Below are 26617 nucleotides of genomic sequence, written 5' to 3' on the forward strand. Positions count from 1 at the left end.
CCTAGTGCCGCTGCCGCATTGCATCTCGGACTTTGGTTTCCCCTGTGGGGTTATTTTGCTCACGGTACAGCTTCAAAGCCACTTGATAGGCACTGCGGGCCTCCTGCTGCCGCCCTTGGGCTGCCAAGGCTTTCCCCAAGCGGTAAAATCCTTCGGGATCCTTGGGGTTGATCTGCGTGGCTTGACGATAAATCGCCGCCGCTTCCAGGGGATTATTTTGCTGCATTAACAGCTCACCAAAACTGAAGTAAGTGGCGACCCGTTCGGGTTGCAGGGTAATCAGGCGGCGGTAGGCTTGAATCGCTCGCTCGGGTTGATTCGCTGCCGCAGCCAGTTCGGCCACCTGTTGTAGCAGATCTGCATCCCGCTGACCCAAGTTAGCGGCGCGGTCAATTGCCTGCCAGCCATTGCCAGGATCGCCGGCCGCAAGGAGTGCCATTCCTAAATTGAGTTGAATTGAGGCATTGCCGGGGGCAAGGGCTGCCGCCTGTTGCAGGCTACTGAGGGCTTCAGGAATATTGCGTTGTTGGAGCAGCAAAACCCCTAATCCCTTTTGAGCTGACCAATTGCGGGGAGCAAGACGGAGGGCGGCGCGGTAGGCTTGTATGGCGCCTTGGGGATCCCCCATGCGGGCGAGAATTACCGCCAGTCCTTCATAGGCTTGAGCATTACGGTTATTCAGGCGGATGGCTTGGCGGTAGGCGGCAGCAGCACCGTCGTTTTCCCCCATCATCCCCAGACTGTAGCCCAGGGCATAGTAAAAATCAGCGTTTTGTTGATCCAGCTCAATCGCGCGTTGGTAAGCACGGGCAGCCTCGGCAAATTGTCCCTGCTGGGCATAGATGTAGCCAATGGCAGAATGCAGGCGAGGATTACGGCTCTCACTCTGGAGCAGTTGCTGATAAATGGCCAAGGCTTGGGCATAGTTTCCTCCTTCCACTAGCCGCTGCCCTTCCTGCATCAGCCGGCTCACTTGGCTATTGGCGTGGACTGGCGATGCCATCCAAAGGCTAAGACTGGCAATACTAGCCCACAAAAGGGAATTGAAGCGCATTGTGAGTGAGTCCTCCTCGCAAACGTTAACCCCAACTTAACGGTTGTTTACAGCTCCCTTAAGAGATACTGCAAATTCCGCCAAGGGCGATCGCCAAGGGTTAAGAGATCTAGTTAAAGCAAACTAAGGGTCTATTCTGGACAATTTTGACCCCCATGGCAAATCAGGCCAATTAGTAAGGGAATTAGTAAGGTAGGTGTCCGATGGCGAGACGATGCAACATTGCCCTTGTGGGCAACTACAACAGTGGCAAAACGACCCTTGCAGAAAGTATTTTGCGCCTTACCCGCGCCACCAACGGGAAAGCCAGTAGTCTTCTGGATACCAGTCCTGAGGCGCGCGATCGCCAGATGGGCGTGGAACTGAATGTTGTCCATACCCAGTACGGGGAGCTAGACCTCACCCTTCTCGACTGTCCCGGCTCAGTGGAATTGCTCCAAGAAACCCTCAATGCCCTTGTGGGTGTGGACATGGCGATCGTGGTCTGTGAACCCCTGAGCGATCGCGCCTTTACCCTAACCCCCCTATTCAAATTCCTCGATGACTGGCAAATTCCCCATATCCTTTTTGTCAACAAGATGGAGCGTGCCCATGATCCCTACATGGAGATTCTAGCCGCCTATCGCCAAGTGTCCAGCCGTCCCCTTGTGCCCCACCAGTACCCCATTTGGCAGGGGGATGACCTCTTGGGCTACATTGACTTGGTGACGGAGCAGGCCTATCACTACCATGCGGGGGCGGCGGCGGATTTAGTCCCCTTTCCTTCGGAATTACAAGCCGTCGAACAGGCGGCGCGGGCAGAGCTCCTAGAGGCGCTGGCCAACTACGATGATCACCTCCTCGAAGAACTCCTGGAGGATATTGCACCACCGGAAAGTGAAATCATGGCGGATTTGCGCTGGGAGTTGGGAGCCGACTTAATTGTGCCCGTCTTTTTTGGCAGTGCCCAAACGGACGATGGTGTGCGCCCCCTATTGGCAGCCCTCGATCGCGAAGCACCCGATGCCACAGCAACCGCTGCCCATCGCCAGATCAACGGTGAGGAGCCTCTCGCCCAAGTGCTCAAGACGTTCTATGTACCCCAAGGAGGTGGCAAACTCTCCCTTGTGCGGGTCTGGCAGGGCACCTTGACCGATGGCATGAGCTTGAATGGGGTGCGCGTGGGGGGCATCTACCGTGCCCAGGGCACGCAATTAGAATCCTTGGGGCAAGCAACGGCGGGTGAGGTTGTCCTATTGGCACGGCTGGAGGGCATTCGTACAGGTGAGACCCTCAGTGGCAGTGGTCAGGTACCCCCTTTGCCCTGTGCACCACAACTGGAACCGGTCTATGCCCTGGCCATGACTCCCAGTAAACGGAGTGACGAGGTGAAGCTCACTGGCGCGCTGCAAAAACTCCTTGAGGAAGACCCGGCGCTGCATTGGGAACAGCATGGCGATACCCATGAAATGATTCTCTGGGGACAGGGTGAAATTCACTTGCAGATTGCCCTCGATCGCCTGCGTCGCAAATATAACCTACCGATGCAAACCCATCTACCCCAAGTCCCCTACAGGGAAACCATTCGCCGTAGTATCAAAAATAGCCATGGCCGCTATAAACATCAAACCGGTGGCCACGGCCAATTTGGGGATGTATACCTCGATATCGCTCCCCTAGAGCGCGGCAGCGGCTTCCAATTTAGTGAAACCATTGTCGGTGGCGTTGTTCCCAAGCAATATATCCCCGGTGTTGAGCAGGGGGTGCGCGAATTCCTGAACCAAGGCCCCTTGGGCTTTCCGATTGTGGATGTGGCTGTTACCCTCACCAATGGCTCTTACCACTCTGTGGATAGCTCTGAGCAAGCCTTTCGCCAAGCAGCCCGCCTTGCTATGCAAGCGGGAATTCCCCAGTGTGAACCGCAACTCCTAGAACCCATCATGGCGGTACAGGTGTGGATGCCCCAAGCCTTTACCGCTAAGGTGATGCAGGCTTTAACAGGGCGGCGCGGTCAGGTTTTGGGCTACAGCTGTAAGGAGGGTTGGCCCGGCTGGGAACAGATTGAGGCCTATTTACCGCAAGCGGAAATGCATGACTTTGTGGTGGAGTTGCGATCGCTGACCATGGGCACTGGTGGCTTCCATTGGCAATTTGACCATCTTCAGGAAGTACCGGAGAAACTGGCCGCGATGATTGTCCAGCGCCACAAAAACGCCTAGGCCACTCCTTGAGCCGCCTTGGCCTGCAATTCCTGAAGTCGTGTGGCCATAATCTCCTGAATCTGCGCCTCCCGCTGGCGATCGCCCTCATCAAGGTCATCGGCCACGGTGCCGGGAGCGGCTTGGAATTTCTTGAGTTGACGGTCAAAGAAACTATTGGGAAAGCGGCGATACTCAACGGTCCGCTGCTCGAGGCGGGCAGTGTGGCAAAACTGGTGCAACCAATAGGCATAGGCCACATCCTCAGCCCCATAGCGAAATTGGCGAAACACCTCATCCTCTGGAAAGCCGCCAATAAACTCATGGACTTCGCGGCGCACAGCCAGGTTCAGCACCAAGGTTTGCTCGAGGCTCTGGTGCCAGTAGGGATGCAGGCGATCGCGACAATAGACCCCCGTGCGCACCGCCCCAAAATAGGCCGGGGCATAGGGTGCCGGCAAGGGCTGATTCAACACCGATAGGGCTAAAAACAGGTGCTCAGGGCGGTACAAATCATCGGCATCACAGAAAAAAATCACCTCACCTTTGGCTAAGCGCACCCCAATGTTCCGCGCCGCCGCAATCCCAACATTCGTCGGTAGGCCCACCAATTGCAGAGGGACAGCATTTGGCCATCCTGCCATCGCCACATCGCAGGTGCGATCCGTTGAACCATCGCTAATCAGGATGAATTCCCCCTCAGTGGCGTAGGGGAAGTGCCGTTGGAGGTAGCGGCAACTGGCAGCAATGCTCTCAAGGGTTTCGCGAAAGATCGTTTCTCCCCGCTGGCTCACCACATTGTAGGCGGGCATCACAATCGAGAAGGAACGCAGGCCAGCAAGTTCCACAGCAAGTCCCTCAGTCACTCGCCCTGATCTTCTCCCTAGGAGGGGCTTCGATGCAAAAATTGCCCGAGGTGTTGACAAACGCTCAGGGTATTCGCTAGATTAACTAATGCTGAGTCTTGCCCCCATCGTCTAGTGGCCTAGGACACCTCCCTTTCACGGAGGCGACGGGGATTCGAATTCCCCTGGGGGTATCCCACACGGGCAACCTCACATGAACAAGACGAACGGTGGATATTTGATTCGCCGCTCTCCTGCCAAAGTGCCACAATACGGAAAGTAGTGCAGGAGACAAAGGATGGACTGGGCAACACGGGTGATGCGGGTCACGCCGTCGGTAACGTTGGCGATGGATGCCAAGGCCAAAGCAATGCGGGCGGCGGGCGAAGATGTCTGTAGCTTCAGTGCGGGCGAACCCGACTTTGACACCCCTGCCCACATTCGTGAGGCTGTGAAAACAGCTCTCGATCAAGGTAAAACTCGCTATGGTCCGGCGGCAGGGGAACCGGCTCTGCGGCAGGCGATCGCCACCAAGCTCAACAGCGACAACCACCTACCCTATCGTGCGGAAAACATCCTCGTCACCAATGGCGGCAAGCAGGCCCTCTTTAACCTGATGCTGGCCCTGATCAACCCCGGCGATGAGGTGATTATTCCTGCCCCCTACTGGGTGAGTTATCCGGAAATGGTGCATCTAGCCAGTGGTACGCCAGTGATTGTGGCAACCACGCCGGAAACAGGTTATCGGATTACCCCTGCTCAACTGGAGGAGGCAATTACACCCAGGACGCGGCTTTTTGTCCTCAATTCCCCCAGTAACCCCACGGGCATGGTCTATACACCTGAGGAAATTCGTGAGCTGGCGGCAGTGGTTGTGCGGCATCAACTGTGGGTCGTTTCTGATGAAATTTATGAAAAAATTCTCTACGATGGTGCCCAACACCTGAGCATTGGCGCAGTCAGTGGGGCCGCCTTTGAGCGCACGATTGTTTGCAGTGGGTTTGCCAAGGCCTATGCCATGACCGGCTGGCGGGTGGGCTACCTAGCAGGGGCAACGGAGATTATTAAAGTGGCAACCAAAATTCAGAGCCACAGCACCTCAAATGTGTGTACATTTGCCCAGTATGGTGCCCTTGCGGCCCTAGAAGGCAGTCAAACCTGTGTGGCTGAGATGGTGGCGGCATTTCGCGAGCGCCGTGCCTATATGTATGCAGGGATTTGTGAGATTCCGCGGCTGCGCTGTCTTAAACCCAATGGAGCATTTTATTTGTTTGTGGATATTGGCGAAACAGGCATAGGGTCCGTGGAATTTTGCGATCGCCTGCTGGCGGAGGAAAAAGTGGCCGCCGTCCCCGGTAAAGCCTTTGGCATGGATGATCACATTCGCCTCTCCTACGCCACGGATCTAGCCACGATTGAAAAAGGCCTGACCCGACTAGCAAAATTTGTCCAGCGGCTCTAAGTCCACAACCGCCCCACCGCTAGCAGCAACCCCGGCAGCACCTCGCTGCAATCAACCCTCTCCGGCGAGTCTAAACCAACCACTGCCTCTTGGGGACGCTAGCGTTCTCCTTAGCGGTCTTGGCTATTGATCAGCACTCCTAAGGACACCCCCAGTGGCCGATACGCCTGCATTTTGGTGCGGCAGCGGTCAATAGGATCCAATAGGATCCGAGGGCGATCGCAACTCAGCAACAAAATCCGGCAGATTGGGATAAGGCCCATCGGATCAACACCCGCTAGGGGGGAGTTAGCAATCCCAGAGATATCTGGGGAAGGTTGGCCGCCCCATTGGCCTTTGCCGGTTCCAAAGCCCCACTTCCACAATCAGCTCAAAATTTTGGCTACTCCCTTGCCCCCTGTGGGTGGCAGAATAATCAATTCACTAGTCTGGTCAATTCTAGGCGCAGCTCAGGAGGATGCGGCAGAGTTGATCAAAGCACCGTTGCATTGGGGACATTGAGCAGTAGCGGCGAGCTATCCCCAGGGGTTGGAGGAGTCATAGCCTTTGCCCAAGTGGTGTCACTTAATCCTAGGTAAGATCCTAGGTAAGGCTACTTAGGGATGCGCTTTGACATGTTGCCATGCCAGTTTGGCTGCACCGACAATGCCTGCGTAATTCCCAAGGGTTGCTCGCAAACAGTGGAGGTTATGGCGGGAGGTGGGCAGCACCCGCTCTTCCAATTCAGCAATCATCGAGGGAAAGAAGAGATCACTGGCGGCACTAATCCCCCCACCAATAATCACTGCTTCTGGGGTGAGCACATACACAAGGCTAGCAATGCCAGCGGCTAATTCGCGGCCATAGGTTTGCCAGAGGGCGATCGCCTCAGGATCGCCATTGCTGGCCCGCTCTGCCATCTCATGGGGTTCACAGCCCCAACGCCGCCGCAGGGCTTGGGCGGAAACGTGTTGCTCAAGGGAACCGCGATTGCCACTGTTGCAGGGAGGCCCGTTGTAATCGAGGGTAATCAGCCCCAACTCGCCGGCGGTGCCATCTCGACCAACAAACAACTCCCCATTCAAGATAATGGCACCCCCTACCCCGTCCCCAACGTGAGCAAAATTAAATCCTTGAACTGACTCCCTGCTCCTAGCCATGCTTCCCCCAGGCCGGCACAGTTGGCATCGTTACCAATCACTGTGGGTTTGCCCGTCTGGTGTTCCAGGCTATCGCTAATAGGCACTTCGTACCAGTCAAGGTTGATGGCACGGCGGGCAATGCGACCACTGGCATCCACGGGTCCCGGTACGCCCATACCAATCGCCAACGCCCGATTCTCACTATCCAGTTCTTTCATCCCCTGCAAAATGGCTTTGATCACCCGTTCTGGAAAAGGGGGCTGAGGGGTCGGCAACACCAGGGAATGGAGACAATTCCCCTTGGGACTAAAACACCCCATTTTGATGGCAGTGCCACCTAGATCAACGCCAATAACGTAGGATTCACTCACAGAGATTTTGTTTGTCTCAATTGCAGGCGATCGCGGGCATCGTCGCCCAGTTGAATCGTCACATCCGATGCTAGCACACCCGTACTCTCCACCCGCACTTCTCCAAATCCCAGTAATAACTGCACTCGACGCGCTGCTGCCAAGTCCCCCTGCTGAGCAATGATCCGCGTAATCGGAATCGGTTGGGGGAATGGCTCCGCTACCAAGGGATAGGGGTAACCAGCGGTTGCCAGTTGCTCACTCAGATGCGTGACTAATGATTCTGGCAGGGTAGTATTTTGAATGGCAATCTGCACTTGGGCAGGGGAGGTCAAACCCGTCTCGCGCGGATCAGCAGTAGGGGTGTCACGGAAATACTGATCCGTTAGCCAAGCAATCCGTTGGTAATTGGGCAACCAATAGCTCACTGCCACTTCATCAGTGTTGCCATTAAAGTTCCCCGGCAGCAGCAGAAACTGCACCCGCGATCGCGGCAAGCTGGTAAGGAATTGACCCAGGCTCATCAGTTCTCCAACTGTTAGATTCGTATCCAAGTTTTCGCGGATAATACTGAGAATTTGGGGAGTACGGGCAAGGGTTTCCGGGCGAGCCGTTTGCTCCATCAATGCCCGCAAAAACATCTGTTGTCGCTGCACACGGCCAATATCGCCAAGGGCATCATAGCGAAAGCGCAGAAATTGCAGGGCTTGATTGCCATTCAGGTGTTGTCGTCCGGCTTGCAAATCAATATGGAGGTGCTGACTGTCATCGCGATAGCGCATAGCTATGGGCACATCCAGGGTCACACCCCCAAGGGTGTCAATGAGTTTCTCGATTCCTTGAACATTAATGCGCAAATAGCGATCGATGGGCACATCTCCCAACAGCTCACTGACGGTTGCTGCCGCCAACGCTGGTCCCCCAAGGGCATTGGCTTCGTTGATTTTGGCATCCCCGCGGCCGGGAATAAAGGTCAGCGTATCGCGGGGAATTGATAGTATCACTAAACGTTGCTGCACTGGGTCAAAGCGCACCAGTAGAAGTGAGTCCGATAGCCCCTCAACGGAATTAACTAGGGCATGGTAGGTCAGGTTGGGGTCGGGGGGGTGATCTAAGTCGGAAGTTAAGACCTTAGAGCCAATGAGCAATAAATTTAGCGGCTGATGGAGCCTTGCCCCTGTCCAGCGATCGCCCCGTTGAAACGCCTGCCACTCCTGACTGCTGAGTGATCGCTGCATGAGCGGTGTGCTCTGACTGAGTAGCCCCCAGAGTGCCCCTAGGCTGCCGGAGATCAAGGCCACCCCTAGCCACAACACCAGTCGCCAAAATAGGACCCCTTCTTCAGGCGGAGCCGGTTGTCGTTGGCGTTGCCATCGAATAAACACCATTGCCTCGCCACCCTAAAATTCCCTTAAGCCTACCATGTTGCTCTTTTCTCCTAGGACATTCATCAAGGGTCTTCGATAGGGAGTTTCATCCTTGGGCGTCTATGTCGTCCTCATAAAAAGAACTATCAACAAGTTGGCAGCATACAATACTCAAATATGACTCAAATATCCAACCGATCAGGAACTGATTGCGGCCAACATGCAATTTATTGACCTTGCAGAAATTCACGTCAAAGCCGGCAAAGGGGGTGACGGCATTATTGCCTTTCGCCGTGAAAAGTATGTGCCTGCAGGGGGGCCATCGGGGGGCAATGGCGGCAATGGCGGCTCGGTGATTCTCAAGGCAGTCTCCAATTTACAAACGCTGCTGGACTTTCGCTATGCCCATGTTTTCAAGGCCGAAAATGGCCAACGGGGCGGACCGAATAACCGTACCGGTGCCTGTGGTGCGGATTTAGTGATTGAGGTGCCCTGCGGCACAATGGTCTGGGATTCGCAAACCGGGGAATTGCTGGGAGACTTGACTACCCCCGGTCAAACGCTGCTGGTGGCTAAGGGAGGCAAAGGGGGGTTAGGGAATAAGCACTTCCTCAGCAATCATCAGCGGGCACCAGACTATGCCCTACCGGGCTTGGAGGGGGAAGAGCGGCATCTACGGCTAGAACTGAAGCTACTGGCCGAAGTGGGCATTATTGGCCTGCCTAATGCGGGCAAGTCCACACTGATTTCAGTACTGTCAGCAGCGCGACCCAAAATTGCTGATTATCCCTTTACAACCTTGGTGCCCAATTTAGGAGTTGTCCGCCAACCCAATGGCGATGGAACTGTATTTGCCGATATTCCGGGTCTGATTGCCGGTGCCCATGCTGGGCTGGGGTTGGGGCATGAGTTTCTCCGTCATATTGAGCGCACCCGTCTGCTGCTGCATTTGATTGATGCCACGGCTGAGGATGTGGTGGCTGCCTACCAAACGATTCGCGATGAGTTGGTGGCCTACGGGCACGGCTTGGGCGATCGCCCCCAAATCGTAGCTTTGAATAAAATTGATGCCCTAGATGCCTCGCAAATCACGACTATTCAGGAGACCCTCGCTGCCTACGTGGGTCAACGGGTTTTTGCCATCTCGGCGGTAGCTCGTCAGGGGTTAGAGCCTCTCTTAGAGGCTGTTTGGCAGGAACTGGGGGTCAGCGTTGCCCATCAGTATTCTTGATTGCGACGGGTGCTGTTGAGGAACTACCAAGGAAAAAAATGAACACCAGAGGATGCCTTGTCTCGGGTGCGATCGCCCTTGGCAGTAGTCTGATTTTGGGGCTGTGGGTTCCAACTCTAGCCCAGCCATCCCCCCAGCAATTTGAGGAACTTGCCACTCAAATTGATCAACTGCGGGAACAAGGCAATATGCAGGCTGCTATCTCCCTAGCAGAGCGCTTTGTGACCCTCGTGGAAAACACCCTAGGCCCCAACCATACCTTTTTGGCAGCGAGTCTCAACCAGTTGGCAAAGCTCCATGTTGACCAAGGAAATTATGCAGCAGCACTCCCCCTCTATCAGCGGGCATTGGCTATCTATGAGCGGGCGGGGGGGTCAGATCAACTGGAGGTGGCTGCAACACTAAATAACTTGGCCAATCTCTACCGTGCCCAAGGGAACCATGATGCTGCGTTGCCAGTGTTTCAGCGGGCATTGGCGATCGCCGAAAAGACCCGAGGATTAAATCATCCTGAGGTGGCGATCATCCTCAATAACATGGCTCTCCTCTACACTGAGCAAAAAAAGACTGCAGCCGCTCTGCCCTTATATCAACGCGCCCTCAGGATCGTGGAGTCAACCCTTGGGGAGAAAAGTCCCTATGTGGCAACAACGCTGAACAACCTTGCAGGCCTGTATCGACAGCAAAAGAATTACGCCGCCGCCTTGCCCTTGTACCAACGGGCCCTGCAGATTCGCCAACAAACGTTGCCCCCAGGTCACCCCGATATTGCGGCTAGCTTGAATAATTTAGCCACGCTCTATTTTGATCAGCGCAACTATGCAGCAGCACTCCCCCTCTATCAACGCACACTAGCGATCGCCGAATCCCGCCTAGGGCACAACCATCCCAATACTGCCCTTGCCCTGAGTAACCTTGCTGCTGTCTATTGGCAACAGGGCAATCTTACCCAAACCCTTGCCCTGCTGCAAAACGTACAGGAGGTTGAGGAAAAGAACCTCAGTGAAAATCTGATCGTGGGTTCCGAGGATTACAAGCGCAATTATTTGGCAACATTTCAAGACAGTACCAATGCCATTCTCACACTCCATCTCCAGCATCTGCCCCGGCACCCTGAGGCCACTGCCCTTGCTCTGACAACCATTCTGCGCCGCAAGGGGCGGTTACTCGATTTTTTCAGTCAAAACCAAGCACGCCTGCAACGGCAACTAGCGGCTCCAGATCAAGCGAAGCTTGAGCAGCTGACCAAACTGCGCACAGCCATTGCCAAACTCGTCTTTGCTTCGGCAGCGCCAGCAGCTTTCTCCCAACTGCAGCAGCTTGAAACCCAAGCCAGTCAACTGGAAGCCGAACTGAGTCTGCGCAGTGCTAGCTTTCGCGAGCTCACTCAACCCGTAACCATCGCTGCGGTTCAACGGTTGATTCCGGCCAATGCCGCTTTGCTCGAGTTTATTCGCTATCGACCCTACGACTTGCGCACACAGAACTTTGGTGAGCCGCGCTATGGCGTCTATGTATTGCGTCCTAGAGGTCAACCCCTCGGAAAAGATCTGGGCACTGCTGCTGAAATTGATGCCCAAGTACGCCAGAGCCGTTTCCGTTTGGCTGACCCGCGTTTACCCAAGGTTGAAGTTCAACAGGCGGCTCAAGCTCTTGCTGAGCAGGTGATTACTCCCATTCGTCCCTGGCTTGGCAATGCAACTCATTTGCTCATTGCGCCGGATGGGGAGTTGAATACTATTCCCTTTCAGGCGCTTGTGGATGCCCAAGGGCGCTATCTGGTGGAATCCTATTTGATTACATTGCTGACCTCTGGGCGCGAACTTCTGCGCTTCCAATCCCGATCTGTAACTGCTAATACCCCTTTGATTATTGCTGACCCAAGTTTTGATCGCTCCTTTGGAAATGCCTCTTCATCAACGATGCACTCCCTTGATTGGCGGAGTTTGACTTTTACTCCCCTACCGGGGACAGCGGAGGAAGCGCAAGCCCTGAGGGCGCTCCTTCCCCAAGCCCAAGTGTTACTCCAAGCTGCGGCCACCGAAACAGCGGTTAAAGCTGCAAATTCCCCTAAAATTCTCCACTTGGCTACTCACGGCTTCTTTCTAGCTTCTTCGGGGAACAAAGGCATCCTTGAAAACCCCCTCCTGCGATCGGGGTTGGTTTTGGCGGCATCTAACGCACGCCAGAGTGGCTCAGAGGGTGATGATGGCTTCCTGACTGCCTTGGAAGTAACCAGCATGAATCTCAGTGGCACAGAGTTAGTCGTGTTATCCGCCTGTGATACGGGGCGAGGGGAGGTGGTGAATGGGGAGGGGGTCTATGGGTTGCGGCGAGCGTTTACATTGGCTGGGGCGCGATCGCAGGTGAGTACCCTGTGGAAAGTGGATGATCGAGTAACCCGCGATATGATGATAGCCTTTTACCAAAACCTGCACCGAGGCATGGGGCGAACAGAAGCCCTGCGGCAAGTCCAGCTTCAGCGACTCAAGGAGGAATCTCCCTACTATTGGGCAGCGTTTGTGTCCAGTGGTGATTGGTCTCCCTTAGCATTGCCCTGATGACGATGGTTCGTGCGATTCAATACCGTCTAGCCCTGTGGTACGTAGGAGTAACGGCACTCCTGCTCCTCATTTTTGCGACGGGGTTCTTTTTTATGTGCGGGGAACGCTGATCGAGCGGATTGATGACACCCTTAGCCACGTTGTGGAGGTGGTGAGCCGCTCCCTAATGATTGACACAGGCACAGCAGAAGCAATTGATTGGCAAACCAGTTTAGGCAGTAGTCCCATTGCGGCACTGGAGGAAGATCACATTGACCTTGAGGGGTTTACCCCAAATCAGGAGTTGGCTTGGAGCACGTTTTCAGAACCCCTTGATCTGCCTTTGCATCTGAGTCGGACGGCGCAAACGGTACAGGTGGGCGAGGATCGCTGGCTACGGCAGATGACGGTGCCCTTAGTCGTGGGCGATCGCCTACTGGGCTATTTGCGGGTTAGCCATCCTTGGTTCGAGGTGACGCAACCTAGTCAAGCCCTCCTCTGGGATCTCTTAGTCGGTATTACCATCACGCTGACACTGGTGAGTATTAGTGGCTGGTTTCTGTCACGGCTAGCCATTGCCCCCTTGCAGCAATCCTATGCCTATTTGAAGCAATTTACCGCCGATGCCTCCCATGAACTGCGTAACCCCGTGGCCCTGATTCAAACCAATGTCCAAGTTGCCTTAGCCACTGCGGATCCTGAAGCCCAACGGCAACAACTTCTGGTCATTGAACGCCTTAGTCGTCGCCTCAGCCGTTTGGTGGATGATTTGCTGTTTCTGGCTCGCCAAGATAGTGGCATGATTCCCCTGCAGGCCCAACCCTGCCACCTCGATGCGATTCTTTTGGGGGTGATTGAGGAGCAGATGCCCCTGATTGAACAAAAGCACCTGCAACTGGAGTTGGAGCTGGCAGATCCCCAAACCTCAGAAGCGACAGCCTATCGCCTTTGGGGCAACCCCGATCATCTCAGTCGCTTGTTAACCAATATCCTCAGTAATGCCGTGCAATATACCCCTGCGGGTGGTCAGATTCAAGTGAGATTGGATCAACAGGGTAAATTTTACCGTGTGGTAATTGCCGATAATGGACCGGGGATTCCTGCCAGTGAACTGCCCCGCCTTTTTGATCGCTTTTATCGCCTTCAGGGCACAAAGTCCGAGGGAACGGGTTTAGGGCTGGCGATCGCCCAGTCTATTGTTCAGGCCCATCGAGGTCAGATTCAGGTTACTAGCGAAGTCGGTCAAGGGACCGGCTTTACGATTCTGCTGCCAACGGAAATAAAAGAAAGCTAGATCGCTGGTACGATCATCGCCAGAGTTATCCCCAAATCAGCCAATTGGATTAGGATTGCCACCACTGTGGAAAAGAAATCCCGTTCGCTTGCCCACATTGCCACCATTGTTGCCGTTGCTACGCTGTTGAGTAAAGTCGCGGGACTGGTTCGCCAGCAGGCGATCGCCGCCGAATTTGGTGTTGGCGCCGCAGTGGATGCCTACAGTTACGCCTATGTGATTCCGGGGTTTCTCTTTGTGCTCTTGGGGGGGATCAATGGCCCTTTCCACAGTTCGATCATCAGTGTGGTTCTCAAGCAACCCCCCGAAAAAGCCGCGCCCCTCGTGGAAACCATTACCACCGTTGTGGGCGCCCTATTGCTGGTGCTAACCGTCATTTTGATGGTGCTGGCGGATCCCTTAATTCAACTCATTGCCCCCGGCGCAAGTCCAGAGATTCAAGCCTTAGCCGCAGAGCAGTTTCGGATTATGGCCCCCTTGGCCGTACTCTCGGGTTTGATTGGGATTGGCTTTGGCACCCTCAATGCTGCCGATCAGTACTGGTTGCCTTCCATTAGTCCCCTGCTGTCTAGCTTGGCGGTAATCATTGGGATTTGGTTCTTTGCCGACGAATTTGGCCCCGCAGTGCTCGCTTGGGGAACCCTAGCGGGGGGGGTGCTGCAATGGCTTGTACAAATTCCTGCCCAATGGAAAGCTGGCATGGGCACATTGCGATTACGTTTTGATCTCAATCGTCCTGAGGTGCGGGAGTTAATTCAACTCATGGGGCCTGCCACTCTGTCTTCAGGAATGCTTTTGATCAGCGTTTATATCAGTCTCTTCTTTGCTTCCCAGTTGCCTGTGGGTGCTGCGTCGGCCTTGAGTTACTCCCAACTCCTATTTCTGACGCCCTTGGGGATTCTCTCCAATGTGATCCTTGTGCCCTATATGCCCATTTTTTCAAAGTTGGCACAGCCAGAACACTGGCCGCATCTTAAGGAACGCATTCGCCAGAGCTTGGTACTCACTGCCTTGAGTATGATGCCCCTCGGTGGCATGATGGCGGCTTTGGCATTGCCGGCAGTGCGGGTGGTCTATGAGCGGCGGGCCTTTGATTTTCAGGCCTCCCAATTGGTGGCGGCGCTCCTGCTGGTCTATGCCATTGGCATGTTTTTCTACCTTGCCCGCGATGTGATTGTGCGGGTCTTTTACGCCCTTGAGGATGGTCGCACCCCCCTGCAGATCACTCTCTGGGGGCTGGGTGTCAATGCCCTGTTTTGCTTTTTCTTTACCCAAGCCTTTGGCGCCGTCGGCCTTGCAATGGCGACAGTGGGGGTGAATACGGTATCGTTTATTGCCCTGACTTGGATTTTGCACCGCCGTTTGGAGGGACTACCTTGGGGGGAGTTGATTGTGCCTTTGCTGGGAATTGCTCTAGCCAGTGTTCTCGCTGGGGGGGCAGGTTGGGGTACCCTCAAAGGACTGGAATTGCTCTGGGGGCGCGAAGGTTTGGGGGTACAACTGTTGCAGCTGGCGATCGCAACCGGCGTCGGCCTGATCGTTTTTGCAGCGGCTATCTCGCCCCTGAATCTGCCAGAGCTGGAGTTTTTTCTAAGTAAAGTGCGGCGGTTTTTGCCCAAGCGATACCAGTAATCGGTTGCCATAGTATGCTAGTAAATCGGCCAATGACAAGCAGCGTTTTTGCGCTTCATTCCATCTGCCTCGGCCGTGGAGTACACCATGAAAGTTGTTTGTTCACAATCGATTCTCAATAGTAAACTGGCCCCCCTGAGTCGTGTTGCTCCTAGCAATCCGTCGCACCCGATTTTGGCAAATATTCTTCTGCAAGCTGAGGGTGGCCGCCTCGGACTCTCCGTTTTTGATCTCAGTCTGGGGATGCAAATCTGGCTCGATGCAGAGGTGAAGGTGCCGGGGGCGATTACCGTTTCCGCCAAGCTCTTTAGTGAGATGGTGTCGCGGATGCCCAATCGCGATATTGAGATTACGGCGGAAGATACGCGAGTGATCCTTGACTATGGCAGTGGTTTCTTTGAGATTCAGGGGATGAGTGCTGAGGAATTTCCTGCGTTGCCCACGTTAGAGGATGTGACGCCCGTTACTTTAACCGCAGAGGCATTGCGGCGAGGACTTCAGGGGAGCTTGTTTGCGGCCAGCACTGATGAAACCAAGCAAATTCTCACCGGCTTGCACGTGACCTTTGAGGTCGATTGCCTTGAGTTTGCGGCTACCGATGGCCACCGCCTTGCCGTTACCGTAACTGAACAGCCTGTTCCTGACGCTCTCTCGCCGATTACGATTCCAGCAAAATCCCTCAAAGATCTAGAGCGGCTGATGGCGAAACAAGATGGGGATGTGGCACTCCGCTGTGACCCCGCCCAGGTGGTGTTTGACATTGGCAATGATGCTCGCATCACCAGCCGTCTGCTGGAGGGCCAGTACCCCAACTACCGCCAACTGATTCCGAAAACCTTTGCTCGCCAAGTCACGGTTGAGCGATCGGCGTTGGCAGATGCCCTAGAACGGGTGGCGATTCTTGCGGCTCAAAGGAATAATGTTGTCAAAATCAACATTGATACTGAGGCTCAAGAACTCAAACTCTCCGCTGAGGCTCCGCAATTGGGAAGTGGTGAGGAGAAGGTGCCGGCTCAAATTTCTGGGGAGTCAATGGAGGTGGCCTTCAACGTCAAATACCTCCTTGAAGGACTGAAGGTGATGAATAGTTCCCATGTGCAACTTCAGCTGAATGGCGAAACCCAGCCCGCGATTCTCCTCCCCCTTGGGTCAGCCCAGATGAAATACTTGGTGATGCCAATTCAAATTCGTGCTTAGCGCAGGAAGTTGCTGGTGAACCAAAAGGTGACAAAAACGCCAATACCCACCAGTTGATCCACGCTAAGGAAGACCCCCGGCAGCCCAAGCTGATAGATGCCCACGGCGATCACCGCCCCCAAGATCAGGGCAAGGAGGGTGATTAAAAAGGCGCGGCCAAGGCGCTTTTCCTTGCGTTGCAGCCACACTAAGTTAAAGCCAACCCCCAGCGACAGCACCAATGCCAAGGTGTCGGGATTGGCCTGAGCCAGCCCGATTGCCATCAGAACAGCATAGACGGTTGAGGTAATGGCGATACCCCGCAGGTTGGGGGTGTCCAACTGTTGCTGCCACCACTGAAGGGCGGGATGATTGGCAATGCGATTTAGCTTCGCTGGCGCCGGTTCATTGAGTTGCTCAGCATAGCGAATGCGCTCAGGCACTTTGATTTTGCCCTCTTGGCGTTGCCGCAGCCGATCCATCAAAATTGCATCGTAGGCTGCTTCAATTTCGGTGCGCTGCCGTTCATCCCCCGGATGAGCCGCTAATAGCGCATCCCGTGCTTCTTTAATCTGCTCGAAAGAAGCGTCTTCCGGCACTTGCAGCTTTTCGTAGGGGTTATCACTCATGGCAAATTGATCTTTGTTCATTGGCCATTCTTACGGGCAGTATCAACAGCGGGCTGAAGGCTACCCTACAGCTTTTTCGTAACGATGCCGTACCTTCCCAAGGAGCTTATCTTGCTCGTTTAGATGGATGGCAGAGAAAAAAAACTGCAGCGCGATCGCCTTCCCTCAAATTCTAGCGAGTTCCTAGGAAAAACGAGAGAAAGTGGCGATTAAAGGGATGCAACCCCTTAAATGTAACAAATAATTTACTTTTGAGATTTTTAATTATTCTTTACAACGATGCGGGCGATCGCCCCCCAGGAGAACAGTTTCTTGTTGCAGATTTCCTTTGGCGCGATCGCGAGGCAGACAAACGTTAGCGTTGGGTTCAGTTGGTCAGGGGATGACTTGGGGAGGGGGAACTTTTGTATTTTTGTTTAACTTAAAAACAAAATTAACAGCAAAAACACGAAAACTAGTTTCTTAAAGAATGACTGCTTGTCTGAGAGACTTAGAGAGCTTGAAAAATTTTTTACTGATCCTCAAGGAAGCTGGAATTTTATTACAAAAAATAATTTTCTTGACCGCTGCGGCTTCTGGCGATCGCTGGCGGACAATAGCAGTTAGGTCATCGTGTCGCTCCATTACCTAGGAGGCAAGCTCAACGTGAAACTGGCAGTGTACGGTAAAGGCGGAATTGGCAAATCCACCACCAGTTGCAACATCTCGGTGGCGCTGGCGCGGCGGGGCAAAAAAGTCCTGCAAATTGGCTGTGACCCCAAGCACGACAGCACATTTACCCTCACGGGCTTTCTGATTCCCACCATCATTGACACCCTCCAAGCCAAGAACTATCACTACGAAGATGTCTGGCCAGAGGATGTAATCTACAAAGGTTATGGCGGTGTGGATTGTGTTGAAGCGGGGGGCCCTCCAGCCGGCGCAGGGTGTGGGGGCTATGTTGTCGGTGAAACCGTCAAGCTCCTCAAGGAACTCAATGCCTTTGATGAATACGATGTCATTCTCTTTGACGTTCTTGGGGATGTGGTCTGTGGCGGCTTTGCTGCCCCCCTCAACTATGCTGATTATTGCCTGATTGTCACCGATAACGGCTTTGATGCCCTCTTTGCGGCCAATCGCATTGCCGCCTCCGTCCGCGAAAAAGCTCGCACGCACCCTCTGCGCCTTGCGGGTCTCATTGGTAATCGCACCAGTAAGCGGGATCTCATTGAAAAGTATGTGGCAGCAGTTCCCATGCCCATCCTTGAGGTGCTGCCGCTGATTGAGGATATTCGCGTGTCACGGGTTAAGGGCAAAACCCTCTTTGAGATGGCTGAAGGTGATCCGAGTCTCAACTATGTTTGTGACTACTACTTGAACATTGCCGATCAAATTTTGGCGCGGCCTGAGGGTGTCGTGCCTAAGGATGCCCCCGATCGCGACCTCTTTGCCCTGCTATCTGACTTCTACTTGAATCCTCAGGGATCAGAGCCTTCACTCGCTGCTGTCTAAAACTCCCCTAGAATACTCCACGGAACCCCCTCGCTGGAGTGAGTATGAACCCTGAACAACTACGGCAAAGCGCACGCAGTAAGTGGCTAGCCTACTACCAAGAAAACCGCCATTGGATTGTCCGCCTGGCCATTTGGGGTACCTATCGCGGTCAGCGGCGCCCCTCCTCGAGTTTTATTCTGGCAGTACTCACGACCCTAGAGCCCCGCCTAGTGGATGCTCTACCCGTCATTGTCGAACTCACCAACGATCCCGATCGCATTATTGCTGCCCTTGGCTTGAACTTCAACCCTGACGAAGAGCTAGCCAATCGGGATACCCCTGCTCAACTGCCCCCAGAACCTCGCTTACTTCCCCCTCAGCCCTTTGTGAGTAATCGGGCTGAAGAACACAGTGAGGAGGCTGCTCGAAGTCATCAAACCTAGTTTCAATAGTTTCTAAATTTGGAGGCTCTCCCTATGACTGCCACTGCTCCCAACGCCCTCAACTTTGAGTGTGAAACAGGTAATTACCATACCTTTTGCCCCATCAGCTGTGTGGCGTGGCTCTACCAAAAGATTGAAGATAGTTTCTTCTTGGTCATTGGTACTAAGACCTGTGGCTACTTTTTGCAGAATGCCATGGGGGTGATGATTTTTGCAGAACCCCGCTATGCCATGGCGGAGCTAGAAGAGGGGGACATTTCAGCACAACTCAATGATTATGAAGAGTTAAGGCGCCTCTGCCTCCAAATTAAGCGCGATCGCAACCCCAGCGTGATTGTTTGGATCGGCACCTGCACCACAGAAATTATCAAAATGGACTTGGAGGGACTGGCTCCCAAACTCGAAGCCGAAATTGGCATTCCCATTGTTGTTGCTCGTGCCAATGGTCTCGACTACGCCTTTACCCAAGGGGAAGATACAGTACTAGCAGCAATGGCCGCTCGTTGCCCCACGCCCACAGCGGTTAGTGATCCAGAGGAGCGTAACCCTATTCAACGGCTTCTCAACTTTGGCAAAAAAAGAAGAAGTCCAAACCGAATCAAGCCAATACCACGACCACCCACCCCTTGTTCTCTTTGGCTCCCTGCCAGATCCCGTGGTGACCCAACTCACCTTGGAATTGAAAAAACAGGGCATTAAAGTTTCAGGATGGCTTCCTGCCAAACGCTATACCGAATTGCCAGTCATTGATGAAGGCTACTATGTCGCTGGCGTGAATCCCTTTCTCAGTCGTACCGCCACCACCCTGATTCGCCGCCGTAAATCTCAACTCATTACGGCGCCTTTTCCCATTGGTCCTGATGGTACTCGCGCCTGGATCGAACAGATTTGTGCTACCTTTGGCATTCAGCCCCAAGGCCTAGCGGAGCGCGAAACCGAAACTTGGGAAAAACTCAGTGACTACCTTGAATTAGTGCGAGGCAAATCGGTCTTTTTTATGGGGGACAATCTCCTAGAGATCTCCCTAGCGCGGTTTTTGATTCGTTGTGGTATGCGGGTGCATGAAATCGGCATTCCCTACATGGATAAGCGCTACCAAGCGGCCGAGTTAGAACTCTTGACAAAGACCTGTGCCGAAATGGGACATCCCCTACCCACCATTGTTGAAAAACCGGATAACTACAACCAGCTGCAGCGGATTAAGGCGCTTCAGCCCGATCTGGTCATTACGGGTATGGCCCACGCCAACCCCCTTGAGGCCCGTGGCATCAGTACCAAGTGGTCTGTGGAATTCACATTTGCTCAGATCCACGGCTTTGGCAATGCCCGCGACATCTTGGAATTGGTGACTCGTCCCCTACGGCGCAACCAAGCCCTGGCGGGATTAGGCTGGCAAAAACTGGTTGCCAATTGAGAAAAAGAACCCCCTCTGAAGGTAGCAAGAGGGGGCAACAAGCCACACTCCACACTAACACTCCACACTAAAAACGTTATTGGGGCGGTTGTAAAATTCGATTTTGGAGATTGGGCGGCATGCTACCTGGCGTTGGCGAGTACTGGTAGCCAAATTCAGCATCCTGGGTATCATTAATAATCTTTGGCGTTACCATCACCACCAGTTCATTACGTTGACGTGCGTTGGTTTCCCGGCGGAAGAGTCGCCCCAGGAGGGGAATATCGCCTAGGATGGGAATTTTCGTAACTGTTGAGCGATCCTGATCTTGGATGATCCCCGCCAACATCAATGTCTGGCCATCCCGCAGGCGGATCCGCCCTGACTCCATCCGCCGTTGTGACAGCAGCGTTCCTGTGGACGGGTTTGCTACCCCCGGAAAGACGACCGAATAGGTGCCACTCGGAGCACTCACCTCAGGAGAGAGTTGCAACGTAACGAAGCCATTGTCGTCAATTTGATCCACTGTGACATTGAAAATCACCCCTGCAGGTCGAATGATGGGTCGAATTGTCTGAGACTGAAGGGCTGCCCCTGACCCTGTCCCCTGAGCTTCAACAGTGGATTCAATCCCTGAGAAAATCTCTTGAGTCAAATTGACCTGGGCAGCACTGCCCTCTTGAATCACAAGGGTTGGATTAGTGAGGATTGTCGCATTCCCTGTGTCGATAGCCAATTGAATTTGGGCAAAAAAGTCACTGAGCAAATTACCCACTGGTGTGTTGGGAAAGGGAGGTAAAGGTGTAGGGGTCAAACCACCCACATTGGGGGTGGTACCACGGATAACGCTGAGTCCATCAGCGCTGAAGATAGCTCCCCAAAGACCGCTACCAAAGTTAGTGATTAAGTCTGCATTTGCTCTCTGGCCGCGCAGTAGATTAACGTCAATAAACTTGACATTTACCATGACCTGTCGCTTGCGGATGTCAAACTGCTGAATGAGCTGGGTGGCAATTTCCACCTTACGTGGTGTGCCAATGAGGGTAATTGTGTTCGTACGAGGATCCCCAACGACCTCCAAACCCTTTAGGAGTGTACTACGGCAAATTTGACTGATGGCGCCGCCGGCTGCAGATGGGACCTGAAGCTGCTCACAGCCCGTTGCTGGCGCTTGTCCTGTATCAGGCAAGTTGGCACCATACATTTCCAACAACTGCACAGCACCCAACTGTAAGTCACCCTCACGAGTTCGAGTTTCACGGTTGAGGGCTGTTTGAGCGGTTGTTGAGGCTTGGGCACCAGCGCCGCCGGCAGTGCCAATAGTACCTCCCGTTTGCGCAATGGAGCTAATTTCCCGTGTGGTTGAACCCGCACCGAAGACTCGCATTTGATTCAAACGAATGGTGCGAACAATACGGTTTTGGGCATCGGGAGGCAAAGCTTGACCAATAAAGATGGTGCGGCCTTGACGATTGGCTTTGAGGTTGGTGACCCGCAGCACGTAGTTGAACACATCTTGGACAGATTCGTTTTCAATGTCGAGGGAGATGGTTGGCCCGCCAGTCGTGCCCCCTTCGGGAAAAACCACGTTCAGATTGACTGCCCGTGCCAACAGAGAAAGCACTTCCCGCACGGGCGCTTCCCGCAGGAGTAAGCGGGGAATCCGCTGATTTGTGCCCAGTTCAATAACATCCGGTTCTGCGTTCAGAGGACTAATGAGCATATCGCCAACGGGTGGCGGTACTGGGCGCGGCAGAAAAGGAGGAACGGCACTGGGGCCGGGGGGCATAGCCGTGGGTTGGCCCCTGGGAGCAACTTGGGGACCAGCAGGGCCTTGAGCTGTAATGAAGTTAATTTGCAGGCCAGCGCGTCCTTCGCGGATGACCTCACCAATGGGGGCAGCACTAATGCCATTCACGGTGACGCGGATGGTTTTGGCATCGAGTTGCACGACCTCGACGGAGGAGATACCGGGAGCGGGGTTCTCTTGGCGGAAGGCCCCCCCTTGGGGTAGGCGCAGTTGGCTATTGGCAATGTCGGCAATGGAGGTATTGCCACGATTGACAGTGAAAACCGCTGGCCGTAGATTCCCTTGCACGTTAAAAAGGAGCTGGATACCGTTAGCAGCAGTCACAAGGCGAATGGCGGTAATTTCTGTGGCTGCGGCCCAAGTGGGTGTTTGACCTGCAGCAATGAGGGCCGTTGTGGCCACCCCTAAACCGAGACGATGTAAAAACTGACTCACGATGCTTGACTCCTCACAAATGCCACCAAACCTACGAAAAGAGAATGCTACTCAGTCCTAAAATAATCTACGCTGCTTCTTTAATTGCCATGCGCTATTGCTGTTGTGGTTGCTGCCGTTGTCCTTGCTGCTCACCTCCTTGGGGTTTTTCCTCCTGAGGGGGGGGTGCTAAAGCAGCGATTTCCTCAGGGGTTAGGGGCACATAGGCTATGAGCTTAAATGTGGTAGTGACGTCACCAGGCTTGTCGGCTATCGCTTCCATCGTCAGGTTGTTAATAACGAGGAAGTTTTGCTGCTGATCAATTTTTTGCATAATCTGCAAAATACTGGGAAATGGCCCTTGAACTGTAATGTTGGTAACTTGTCGTTTTAGCTTGCCATTTAATTCTGGACCCAGGGAGCCATCTTGGACGATTCCTGAACCTGCACTATCAGGTTCAAAGGTGATGAGTTGAGCGCCGCTTGTAACAATCAGCCGGTTAATGTCCAGTAAGAGGGTGTCAAGGGCTGCTTGGGTAGCAAAGAGCGATCGCACATCCCGATTTTCCTGCTTGGCGCGCTCTAACCCCGCGATCACATCATTGAGTTGCTTCAGGAGCACTTCCCGCTGGGAGAGGTCATTTTCCTGTTGGGTAATTTCTTGCTGTAGCTTGGCGGCTTCCTCGAGCTTGGGGGCAATGAGAAGACTGCCCAGATAGACGGCGGCTCCCAAACCAACAAGGGCAATCAATACCCCACTCACTAGGGGTGTCAAGGTGATGCCAAAGACTGTCGGATAATTGGGTGCTGGTTCCTCAAGTGGGGGGCCGCCAAAATCGCCAGTTAGAGTCATTGCTGTACCACTCCTTTTTCTTTGAGAAATTGAATGCGCGCCACTAGTCCTTGAAGGCCATTGGCGGCAAGTTGCTCAAGGAGTTCCGATGCCGGCACGCTAGCGATCGCGGTCTTAACACTAAAGGAAACAGTGGTGATTTTCTCCTCTGCGTTGCCACCGGTTGAGCGCTCAGCCTTGATTAACTGGGTGGCCTTGCCATCAAAGAAGGGAGAGCGATTTTGCAGGAGCAATAGAAACTCACTCACGGCGTCAAAGGACACCGCTGTTCCCTCGATGGTTAACTCCTGCAATGCTTCTCCCCCTTGGGTAATTTTGCGAATTTGTACCCCTGCTGGCGTTTGAGTTGCCATACTGCGCATCGCCGCAGACCAAGGTTTGACCTGATTAAAGACGCTGGCAAGGGCTTTGGTTTCAGCGGCAATTTGATCTTGCTCTTTTTTAATTTGATCCATACGTTGCAAATCCGGCGAAATTGCAGCAAGGCGATCTTGAATTGTTTTTTGCTTATTCGCCAGTTGTTGCAGCCAGAGGTTGGCACCCACTGAGCCCAGGAGAGCGAGACCCACAAAGAAGAGGGCGGCAATACTACCAATAATAATCGGTACGTTACTCATTCCTGCTGCTGTGGTTGTCGCAGCAGCCATCCCTCCCACTTCAGGACGTTCTTTGAGGAGGTTAATCTCAATTGAGTACATACATGCTCCTAAGCGCCACGCAGACCAAGACCAATCACCGTGCCGAGGGCAGGGCGTTTTTCGAGGGGAATCTCTTCAGGAGTTTGCAGCCCTAGCAAACTAATGGGGTCAACTAAAGTGGTGGCATAGTTGAGTCGCTGACTAAAAAACTCATCCACTTGACCGATACTGGCACCCGGACCTGCCAGCAGCAACTGTGACACCTCTAGACTCTCCCCTTGATTGAGATAGAAGTCTATGGAGCGGCGGATTTCGTCCGCCAGATCCGAGAGAACGCGCAAAATAGCTGCGCCACTGGGGTTGAGGGCTCCGGTTAAATCCATTGGCTCTAGGGGAACCGTAAGATTCTCAATGAGGTCAACGCCCATGGAGGGAGGTAAATTCATGGCGCGGCTGATGGCCTCTTGCATGCGTTCTTTACCAATGGGCACTTTGCGGTTAAACTGGGGAATCCCATCCTTGACGATGCTAATTTCTGTGCCTTCATCGCCAATATCAATAATGGCTGCTGCTTCCCCCACAAATTGTTGTAGCGAATCCCGCAGCGTACGCATGAGGGCAAAATTGGTAACTTCCAATGCAGTCAGTTGCAAACCGGCTTGGGTAAAGGCATTGATGTAGGCATCGGTCACCTCGCGGGGTGTACCCACCAACAGGATTTCTACTCGCTCAATGCCATCTTCATCAAGGGTGGTTCCCAGCTTTTGATAGTCAACATCCGCTTCTTCGCGGGGAAAGGGGAGGTAGAGGGGGGCTTCCTGCATGAGAACCACTTCCCGCAATTCGTAGTCCGGTAATTCAGCAGGCAGGCGAATCAGGCGAATCACGGCTTCATTCATGGGAATGGCACTGATCACCTCTTTTTGTTTGATGCGTTTATCTTCAATCCCTTGACGGATGGCATCGGCGACGGCGGTGGTGTCAATAATGCGGCCTTCTTCAATAGCGCCTTCAGCCAAGGGTACTGAGGCCATGGCCGTCATTTTCAGACCCTGCTTTTGCCGCTGAATCTGCACGATATTGACCCGCTCTGGGGTGAGTTCAATCCCCAAGCCTTGCTTTGGTTTTGCAAATAGGTTTCCCAGCACAATATCACCCACCAGTAACGGTCAAGTGTCCATGAACGAAACGACGTCAAGAGTCAAGGATAAGGGTTTCACAACAGAGCAGCGTTGCACCCGAGGGGGTTATGCAAATGCCGCTATTGCTAAGGCAATCATAACCAATGGGCATCGGTTCTTTTCAATGGGTTGGTATGGTTTGCAAAGTGTCTTTATGCAAAAGTATGCAAAACTGAAGGGCAAACCTGTGGCAATGTGCAAGGCCCCTATTGCGTACTAGGAAAGATAAAAATGCTCATAAAAAACGTGAGCTGGTGATGGGGAGCTATAAAAGTTGTCCACAGGCACGGGCGATCGCCCAATCTTCTTGGGTCTGAACCACGAGCACTTGTACAGGAGCAGTAGGCAGCGCAATGTTACGATCCCCTTTACCCTTTTCGTTAGCTGTGCCATCTAACTCAATTCCCAGCCAAGCTAGCCCTCGGCAGACATCGCGGCGCACACCTGCGGCGTTTTCACCAATTCCTGCCGTGAATACCAATGCATCGAGGCTCCCAAGAGCTGGCAACAGACTGGCAATGCCCCGCTGTAGGGAATAGATAAAGCAGTCATAGGCCAACTGGGCTTGGGTATTTCCCTGATCAATGGCTGCCAAAATCTGCCGCAAATCATTACTCACTCCAGAGACGCCCAACAGTCCCGATTGCCGATTCACCAGCCGCTCCAGTTCTTCAACCGTCCGACCCCGCCGCAGTAGATAGAGCAAAATCCCCGGATCAATGTCGCCACAGCGCGTCCCCATCATCACTCCCGCTGTAGGGGTAAAACCCATCGTGGTTTCCACGGAGATTCCTCCCTTGACCGCAGTCAGAGAACAACCATTCCCGAGGTGGCAGCTAATCAGGCACAACTCTGCTAGGGGACGCTGCAACAGGGTCGCAGCCCGCTCACTGACGTATTGATGGCTAATGCCGTGGAAGCCATAGCGTTGAATACCAGCAGTTGTTAGTTCATAGGGAATGGCGTAGGTGCGTGCCACTGCTGGCAGTTGAGCATGGAAAGCAGTATCAAACACGGCCACTTGGGGCGTTTGGGGACAAATGTCGGCCATTAATTCTATCCCCAGCAGGTTGGCTGGATTGTGGAGCGGCGCATATTCACTAAATTCGGTAATCACTGCTTTCACCTGTGCATTCACTCGCACTGGTGCTTGGTAACGGCTACCGCCATGGACAACGCGATGACCGATGATCGTAATTTCTGCAAGGCTTTCCAAGAGCTTTGTCTGGCCACTGGTGAGGGTGTCTAGGAGGCTTTTGAGCCAGTCCCGTAGGCCTGTAATTCCCCCCTCTGGGTGAGTTAAGTTGGCTTCGTAGCACTGGTCGGCAGTGGTTACCTTGAGATGCGCCACCGTCGGGTTTTGTCCCCAATCGAGGAGGCCTTGCCAAAGGGGAGTGGGGGGTGTAGCAGCCGTTGCCCCTATTTCAGGGGCTAGCCGATACAAACAGGCTTTGAGGCTACTAGAGCCAGCATTTAACACCAGCACCGTGATCATGGCAGCTCAGCAAAAGCATTGCCTCTATCCTAGCCA

The 26617-nt window shown here is 53.7% G+C and carries 17 protein-coding genes, 1 tRNA gene and 3 pseudogenes; 11 read left to right on the top strand and 10 right to left on the bottom strand.

Going from position 1 to position 26617, the window contains the following annotated elements:
* Position 1: 1 nt before the first annotated feature.
* Positions 2 to 1003 (bottom strand): tetratricopeptide repeat protein, encoded by a 1002-nt coding sequence (locus NK55_RS08935; protein WP_162147183.1) that lies wholly within the window; start codon positions 1001 to 1003, stop codon positions 2 to 4.
* Between the two features lie 254 nt (positions 1004 to 1257).
* Here NK55_RS08935 and NK55_RS08940 point away from each other — a divergent pair, with 254 nt between their 5' ends.
* Positions 1258 to 3252 carry an elongation factor G gene (locus tag NK55_RS08940; RefSeq protein WP_024125415.1) on the top strand — a complete coding sequence of 665 codons (1995 nt, stop codon included), beginning with the start codon at positions 1258 to 1260 and terminating at the stop codon, positions 3250 to 3252.
* On the opposite strand, the gene NK55_RS08945 is transcribed toward NK55_RS08940, so the two are convergent.
* Positions 3249 to 4097 carry a glycosyltransferase family A protein gene (locus NK55_RS08945; protein WP_041429196.1) on the bottom strand — a complete coding sequence of 283 codons (849 nt, stop codon included), beginning with the start codon at positions 4095 to 4097 and terminating at the stop codon, positions 3249 to 3251. The genes NK55_RS08940 and NK55_RS08945 overlap by 4 nt on opposite strands.
* Before the next feature lie 100 nt (positions 4098 to 4197).
* Here NK55_RS08945 and NK55_RS08950 point away from each other — a divergent pair.
* Together NK55_RS08950 and NK55_RS08955 are read left to right on the top strand one after the other, a co-directional pair.
* A tRNA-Glu gene (locus NK55_RS08950) sits at positions 4198 to 4270 on the top strand.
* A gap of 104 nt (positions 4271 to 4374) precedes the next feature.
* On the top strand, positions 4375 to 5538 hold the full coding sequence (locus tag NK55_RS08955; RefSeq protein WP_024125417.1) for a pyridoxal phosphate-dependent aminotransferase: 1164 nt from the start codon (positions 4375 to 4377) through the stop codon (positions 5536 to 5538).
* Positions 5539 to 6134: 596 nt separating this feature from the next.
* On the opposite strand, the pseudogene NK55_RS14235 reads toward NK55_RS08955, so the two are convergent.
* Both NK55_RS14235 and NK55_RS08970 read right to left on the bottom strand, forming a co-directional pair.
* Positions 6135 to 6979: pseudogene (locus NK55_RS14235) on the bottom strand (ROK family protein).
* 47 nt (positions 6980 to 7026) lie between these two features.
* A complete protein-coding gene (locus tag NK55_RS08970; protein ID WP_024125418.1) occupies positions 7027 to 8397 on the bottom strand; it encodes an LCP family protein in 1371 nt (456 codons plus the stop codon).
* Between the two features lie 199 nt (positions 8398 to 8596).
* Here NK55_RS08970 and cgtA point away from each other — a divergent pair, with 199 nt between their 5' ends.
* The 5 genes and pseudogenes from cgtA (at position 8597) to dnaN (ending at position 16273) form a co-directional block, all read left to right on the top strand.
* Positions 8597 to 9607 carry an Obg family GTPase CgtA gene (gene cgtA / locus NK55_RS08975; protein WP_024125419.1) on the top strand — a complete coding sequence of 337 codons (1011 nt, stop codon included), beginning with the start codon at positions 8597 to 8599 and terminating at the stop codon, positions 9605 to 9607.
* A gap of 38 nt (positions 9608 to 9645) precedes the next feature.
* Complete coding sequence (locus NK55_RS08980) at positions 9646 to 12168, top strand: CHAT domain-containing tetratricopeptide repeat protein (RefSeq protein ID WP_024125420.1); 2523 nt, start codon at positions 9646 to 9648, stop codon at positions 12166 to 12168.
* A gap of 5 nt (positions 12169 to 12173) precedes the next feature.
* Positions 12174 to 13444: pseudogene (locus tag NK55_RS08985) on the top strand (sensor histidine kinase).
* Positions 13445 to 13510: 66 nt separating this feature from the next.
* The gene (gene murJ, locus NK55_RS08990; RefSeq protein WP_024125422.1) at positions 13511 to 15076 is read left to right on the top strand and encodes a murein biosynthesis integral membrane protein MurJ; all 1566 of its coding nucleotides are present in this window, start codon (positions 13511 to 13513) and stop codon (positions 15074 to 15076) included.
* An 87-nt stretch (positions 15077 to 15163) separates the two neighbouring features.
* Entirely contained in the window at positions 15164 to 16273 is a 1110-nt protein-coding gene (gene dnaN, locus NK55_RS08995; RefSeq protein ID WP_024125423.1) for a DNA polymerase III subunit beta, read from the top strand.
* On the opposite strand, the gene NK55_RS09000 is transcribed toward dnaN, so the two are convergent.
* Positions 16270 to 16902, bottom strand: a complete 633-nt coding sequence (locus NK55_RS09000) for a CPP1-like family protein (RefSeq protein WP_024125424.1) — start codon at positions 16900 to 16902, stop codon at positions 16270 to 16272. The genes dnaN and NK55_RS09000 overlap by 4 nt on opposite strands.
* Before the next feature lie 624 nt (positions 16903 to 17526).
* Between NK55_RS09000 and bchL the strand changes: the two genes are divergently transcribed.
* From bchL to NK55_RS09015, 3 genes and pseudogenes are all read left to right on the top strand, one after another.
* Entirely contained in the window at positions 17527 to 18372 is an 846-nt protein-coding gene (bchL, locus tag NK55_RS09005) for a ferredoxin:protochlorophyllide reductase (ATP-dependent) iron-sulfur ATP-binding protein (protein ID WP_024125425.1), read from the top strand.
* 44 nt (positions 18373 to 18416) lie between these two features.
* Positions 18417 to 18797: a DUF5331 domain-containing protein gene (locus NK55_RS09010; protein ID WP_024125426.1), complete on the top strand. Its 381-nt coding sequence runs from the start codon at positions 18417 to 18419 to the stop codon at positions 18795 to 18797.
* Between the two features lie 33 nt (positions 18798 to 18830).
* A pseudogene (locus NK55_RS09015) lies at positions 18831 to 20211 on the top strand (ferredoxin:protochlorophyllide reductase (ATP-dependent) subunit N).
* 76 nt (positions 20212 to 20287) lie between these two features.
* Here the strand turns inward: NK55_RS09015 and NK55_RS09020 are convergent.
* From NK55_RS09020 to NK55_RS09045, 5 genes are all read right to left on the bottom strand, one after another.
* The gene (locus NK55_RS09020) at positions 20288 to 22435 is read right to left on the bottom strand and encodes an AMIN domain-containing protein (RefSeq protein ID WP_024125427.1); all 2148 of its coding nucleotides are present in this window, start codon (positions 22433 to 22435) and stop codon (positions 20288 to 20290) included.
* A gap of 94 nt (positions 22436 to 22529) precedes the next feature.
* Positions 22530 to 23267: a type 4a pilus biogenesis protein PilO gene (locus tag NK55_RS09025; RefSeq protein ID WP_024125428.1), complete on the bottom strand. Its 738-nt coding sequence runs from the start codon at positions 23265 to 23267 to the stop codon at positions 22530 to 22532.
* Positions 23264 to 23965: a PilN domain-containing protein gene (locus NK55_RS09030; RefSeq protein WP_024125429.1), complete on the bottom strand. Its 702-nt coding sequence runs from the start codon at positions 23963 to 23965 to the stop codon at positions 23264 to 23266. Before NK55_RS09030 ends, NK55_RS09025 begins: the two co-directional genes overlap by 4 nt.
* Positions 23966 to 23973: 8 nt before the next feature.
* Positions 23974 to 25053, bottom strand: a complete 1080-nt coding sequence (gene pilM / locus NK55_RS09035) for a type IV pilus biogenesis protein PilM (RefSeq protein WP_041429787.1) — start codon at positions 25051 to 25053, stop codon at positions 23974 to 23976.
* A gap of 298 nt (positions 25054 to 25351) precedes the next feature.
* Entirely contained in the window at positions 25352 to 26581 is a 1230-nt protein-coding gene (locus NK55_RS09045; protein WP_024125431.1) for an acetate/propionate family kinase, read from the bottom strand.
* Positions 26582 to 26617: the final 36 nt, after the last annotated feature.

This window comes from Thermosynechococcus sp. NK55a, assembly GCF_000505665.1.
In the GTDB taxonomy this organism is placed as follows: Bacteria; Cyanobacteriota; Cyanobacteriia; order Thermosynechococcales; family Thermosynechococcaceae; genus Thermosynechococcus.

Coding starts and splice junctions, on each gene's coding strand:
- NK55_RS08935 (WP_162147183.1), bottom strand. CDS start 1,003: ATGGCATCGCCAGTCCACGCCAATAGCCAAGTGAGCCGGCTGATGCAG.
- NK55_RS08940 (WP_024125415.1), top strand. CDS start 1,258: ATGGCGAGACGATGCAACATTGCCCTTGTGGGCAACTACAACAGTGGC.
- NK55_RS08955 (WP_024125417.1), top strand. CDS start 4,375: ATGGACTGGGCAACACGGGTGATGCGGGTCACGCCGTCGGTAACGTTG.
- NK55_RS08970 (WP_024125418.1), bottom strand. CDS start 8,397: ATGGTGTTTATTCGATGGCAACGCCAACGACAACCGGCTCCGCCTGAA.
- cgtA (WP_024125419.1), top strand. CDS start 8,597: ATGCAATTTATTGACCTTGCAGAAATTCACGTCAAAGCCGGCAAAGGG.
- NK55_RS08980 (WP_024125420.1), top strand. CDS start 9,646: ATGAACACCAGAGGATGCCTTGTCTCGGGTGCGATCGCCCTTGGCAGT.
- dnaN (WP_024125423.1), top strand. CDS start 15,164: ATGAAAGTTGTTTGTTCACAATCGATTCTCAATAGTAAACTGGCCCCC.
- NK55_RS09000 (WP_024125424.1), bottom strand. CDS start 16,902: ATGAACAAAGATCAATTTGCCATGAGTGATAACCCCTACGAAAAGCTG.
- NK55_RS09010 (WP_024125426.1), top strand. CDS start 18,417: ATGAACCCTGAACAACTACGGCAAAGCGCACGCAGTAAGTGGCTAGCC.
- NK55_RS09025 (WP_024125428.1), bottom strand. CDS start 23,267: ATGACTCTAACTGGCGATTTTGGCGGCCCCCCACTTGAGGAACCAGCA.
- NK55_RS09030 (WP_024125429.1), bottom strand. CDS start 23,965: ATGTACTCAATTGAGATTAACCTCCTCAAAGAACGTCCTGAAGTGGGA.
- NK55_RS09045 (WP_024125431.1), bottom strand. CDS start 26,581: ATGATCACGGTGCTGGTGTTAAATGCTGGCTCTAGTAGCCTCAAAGCC.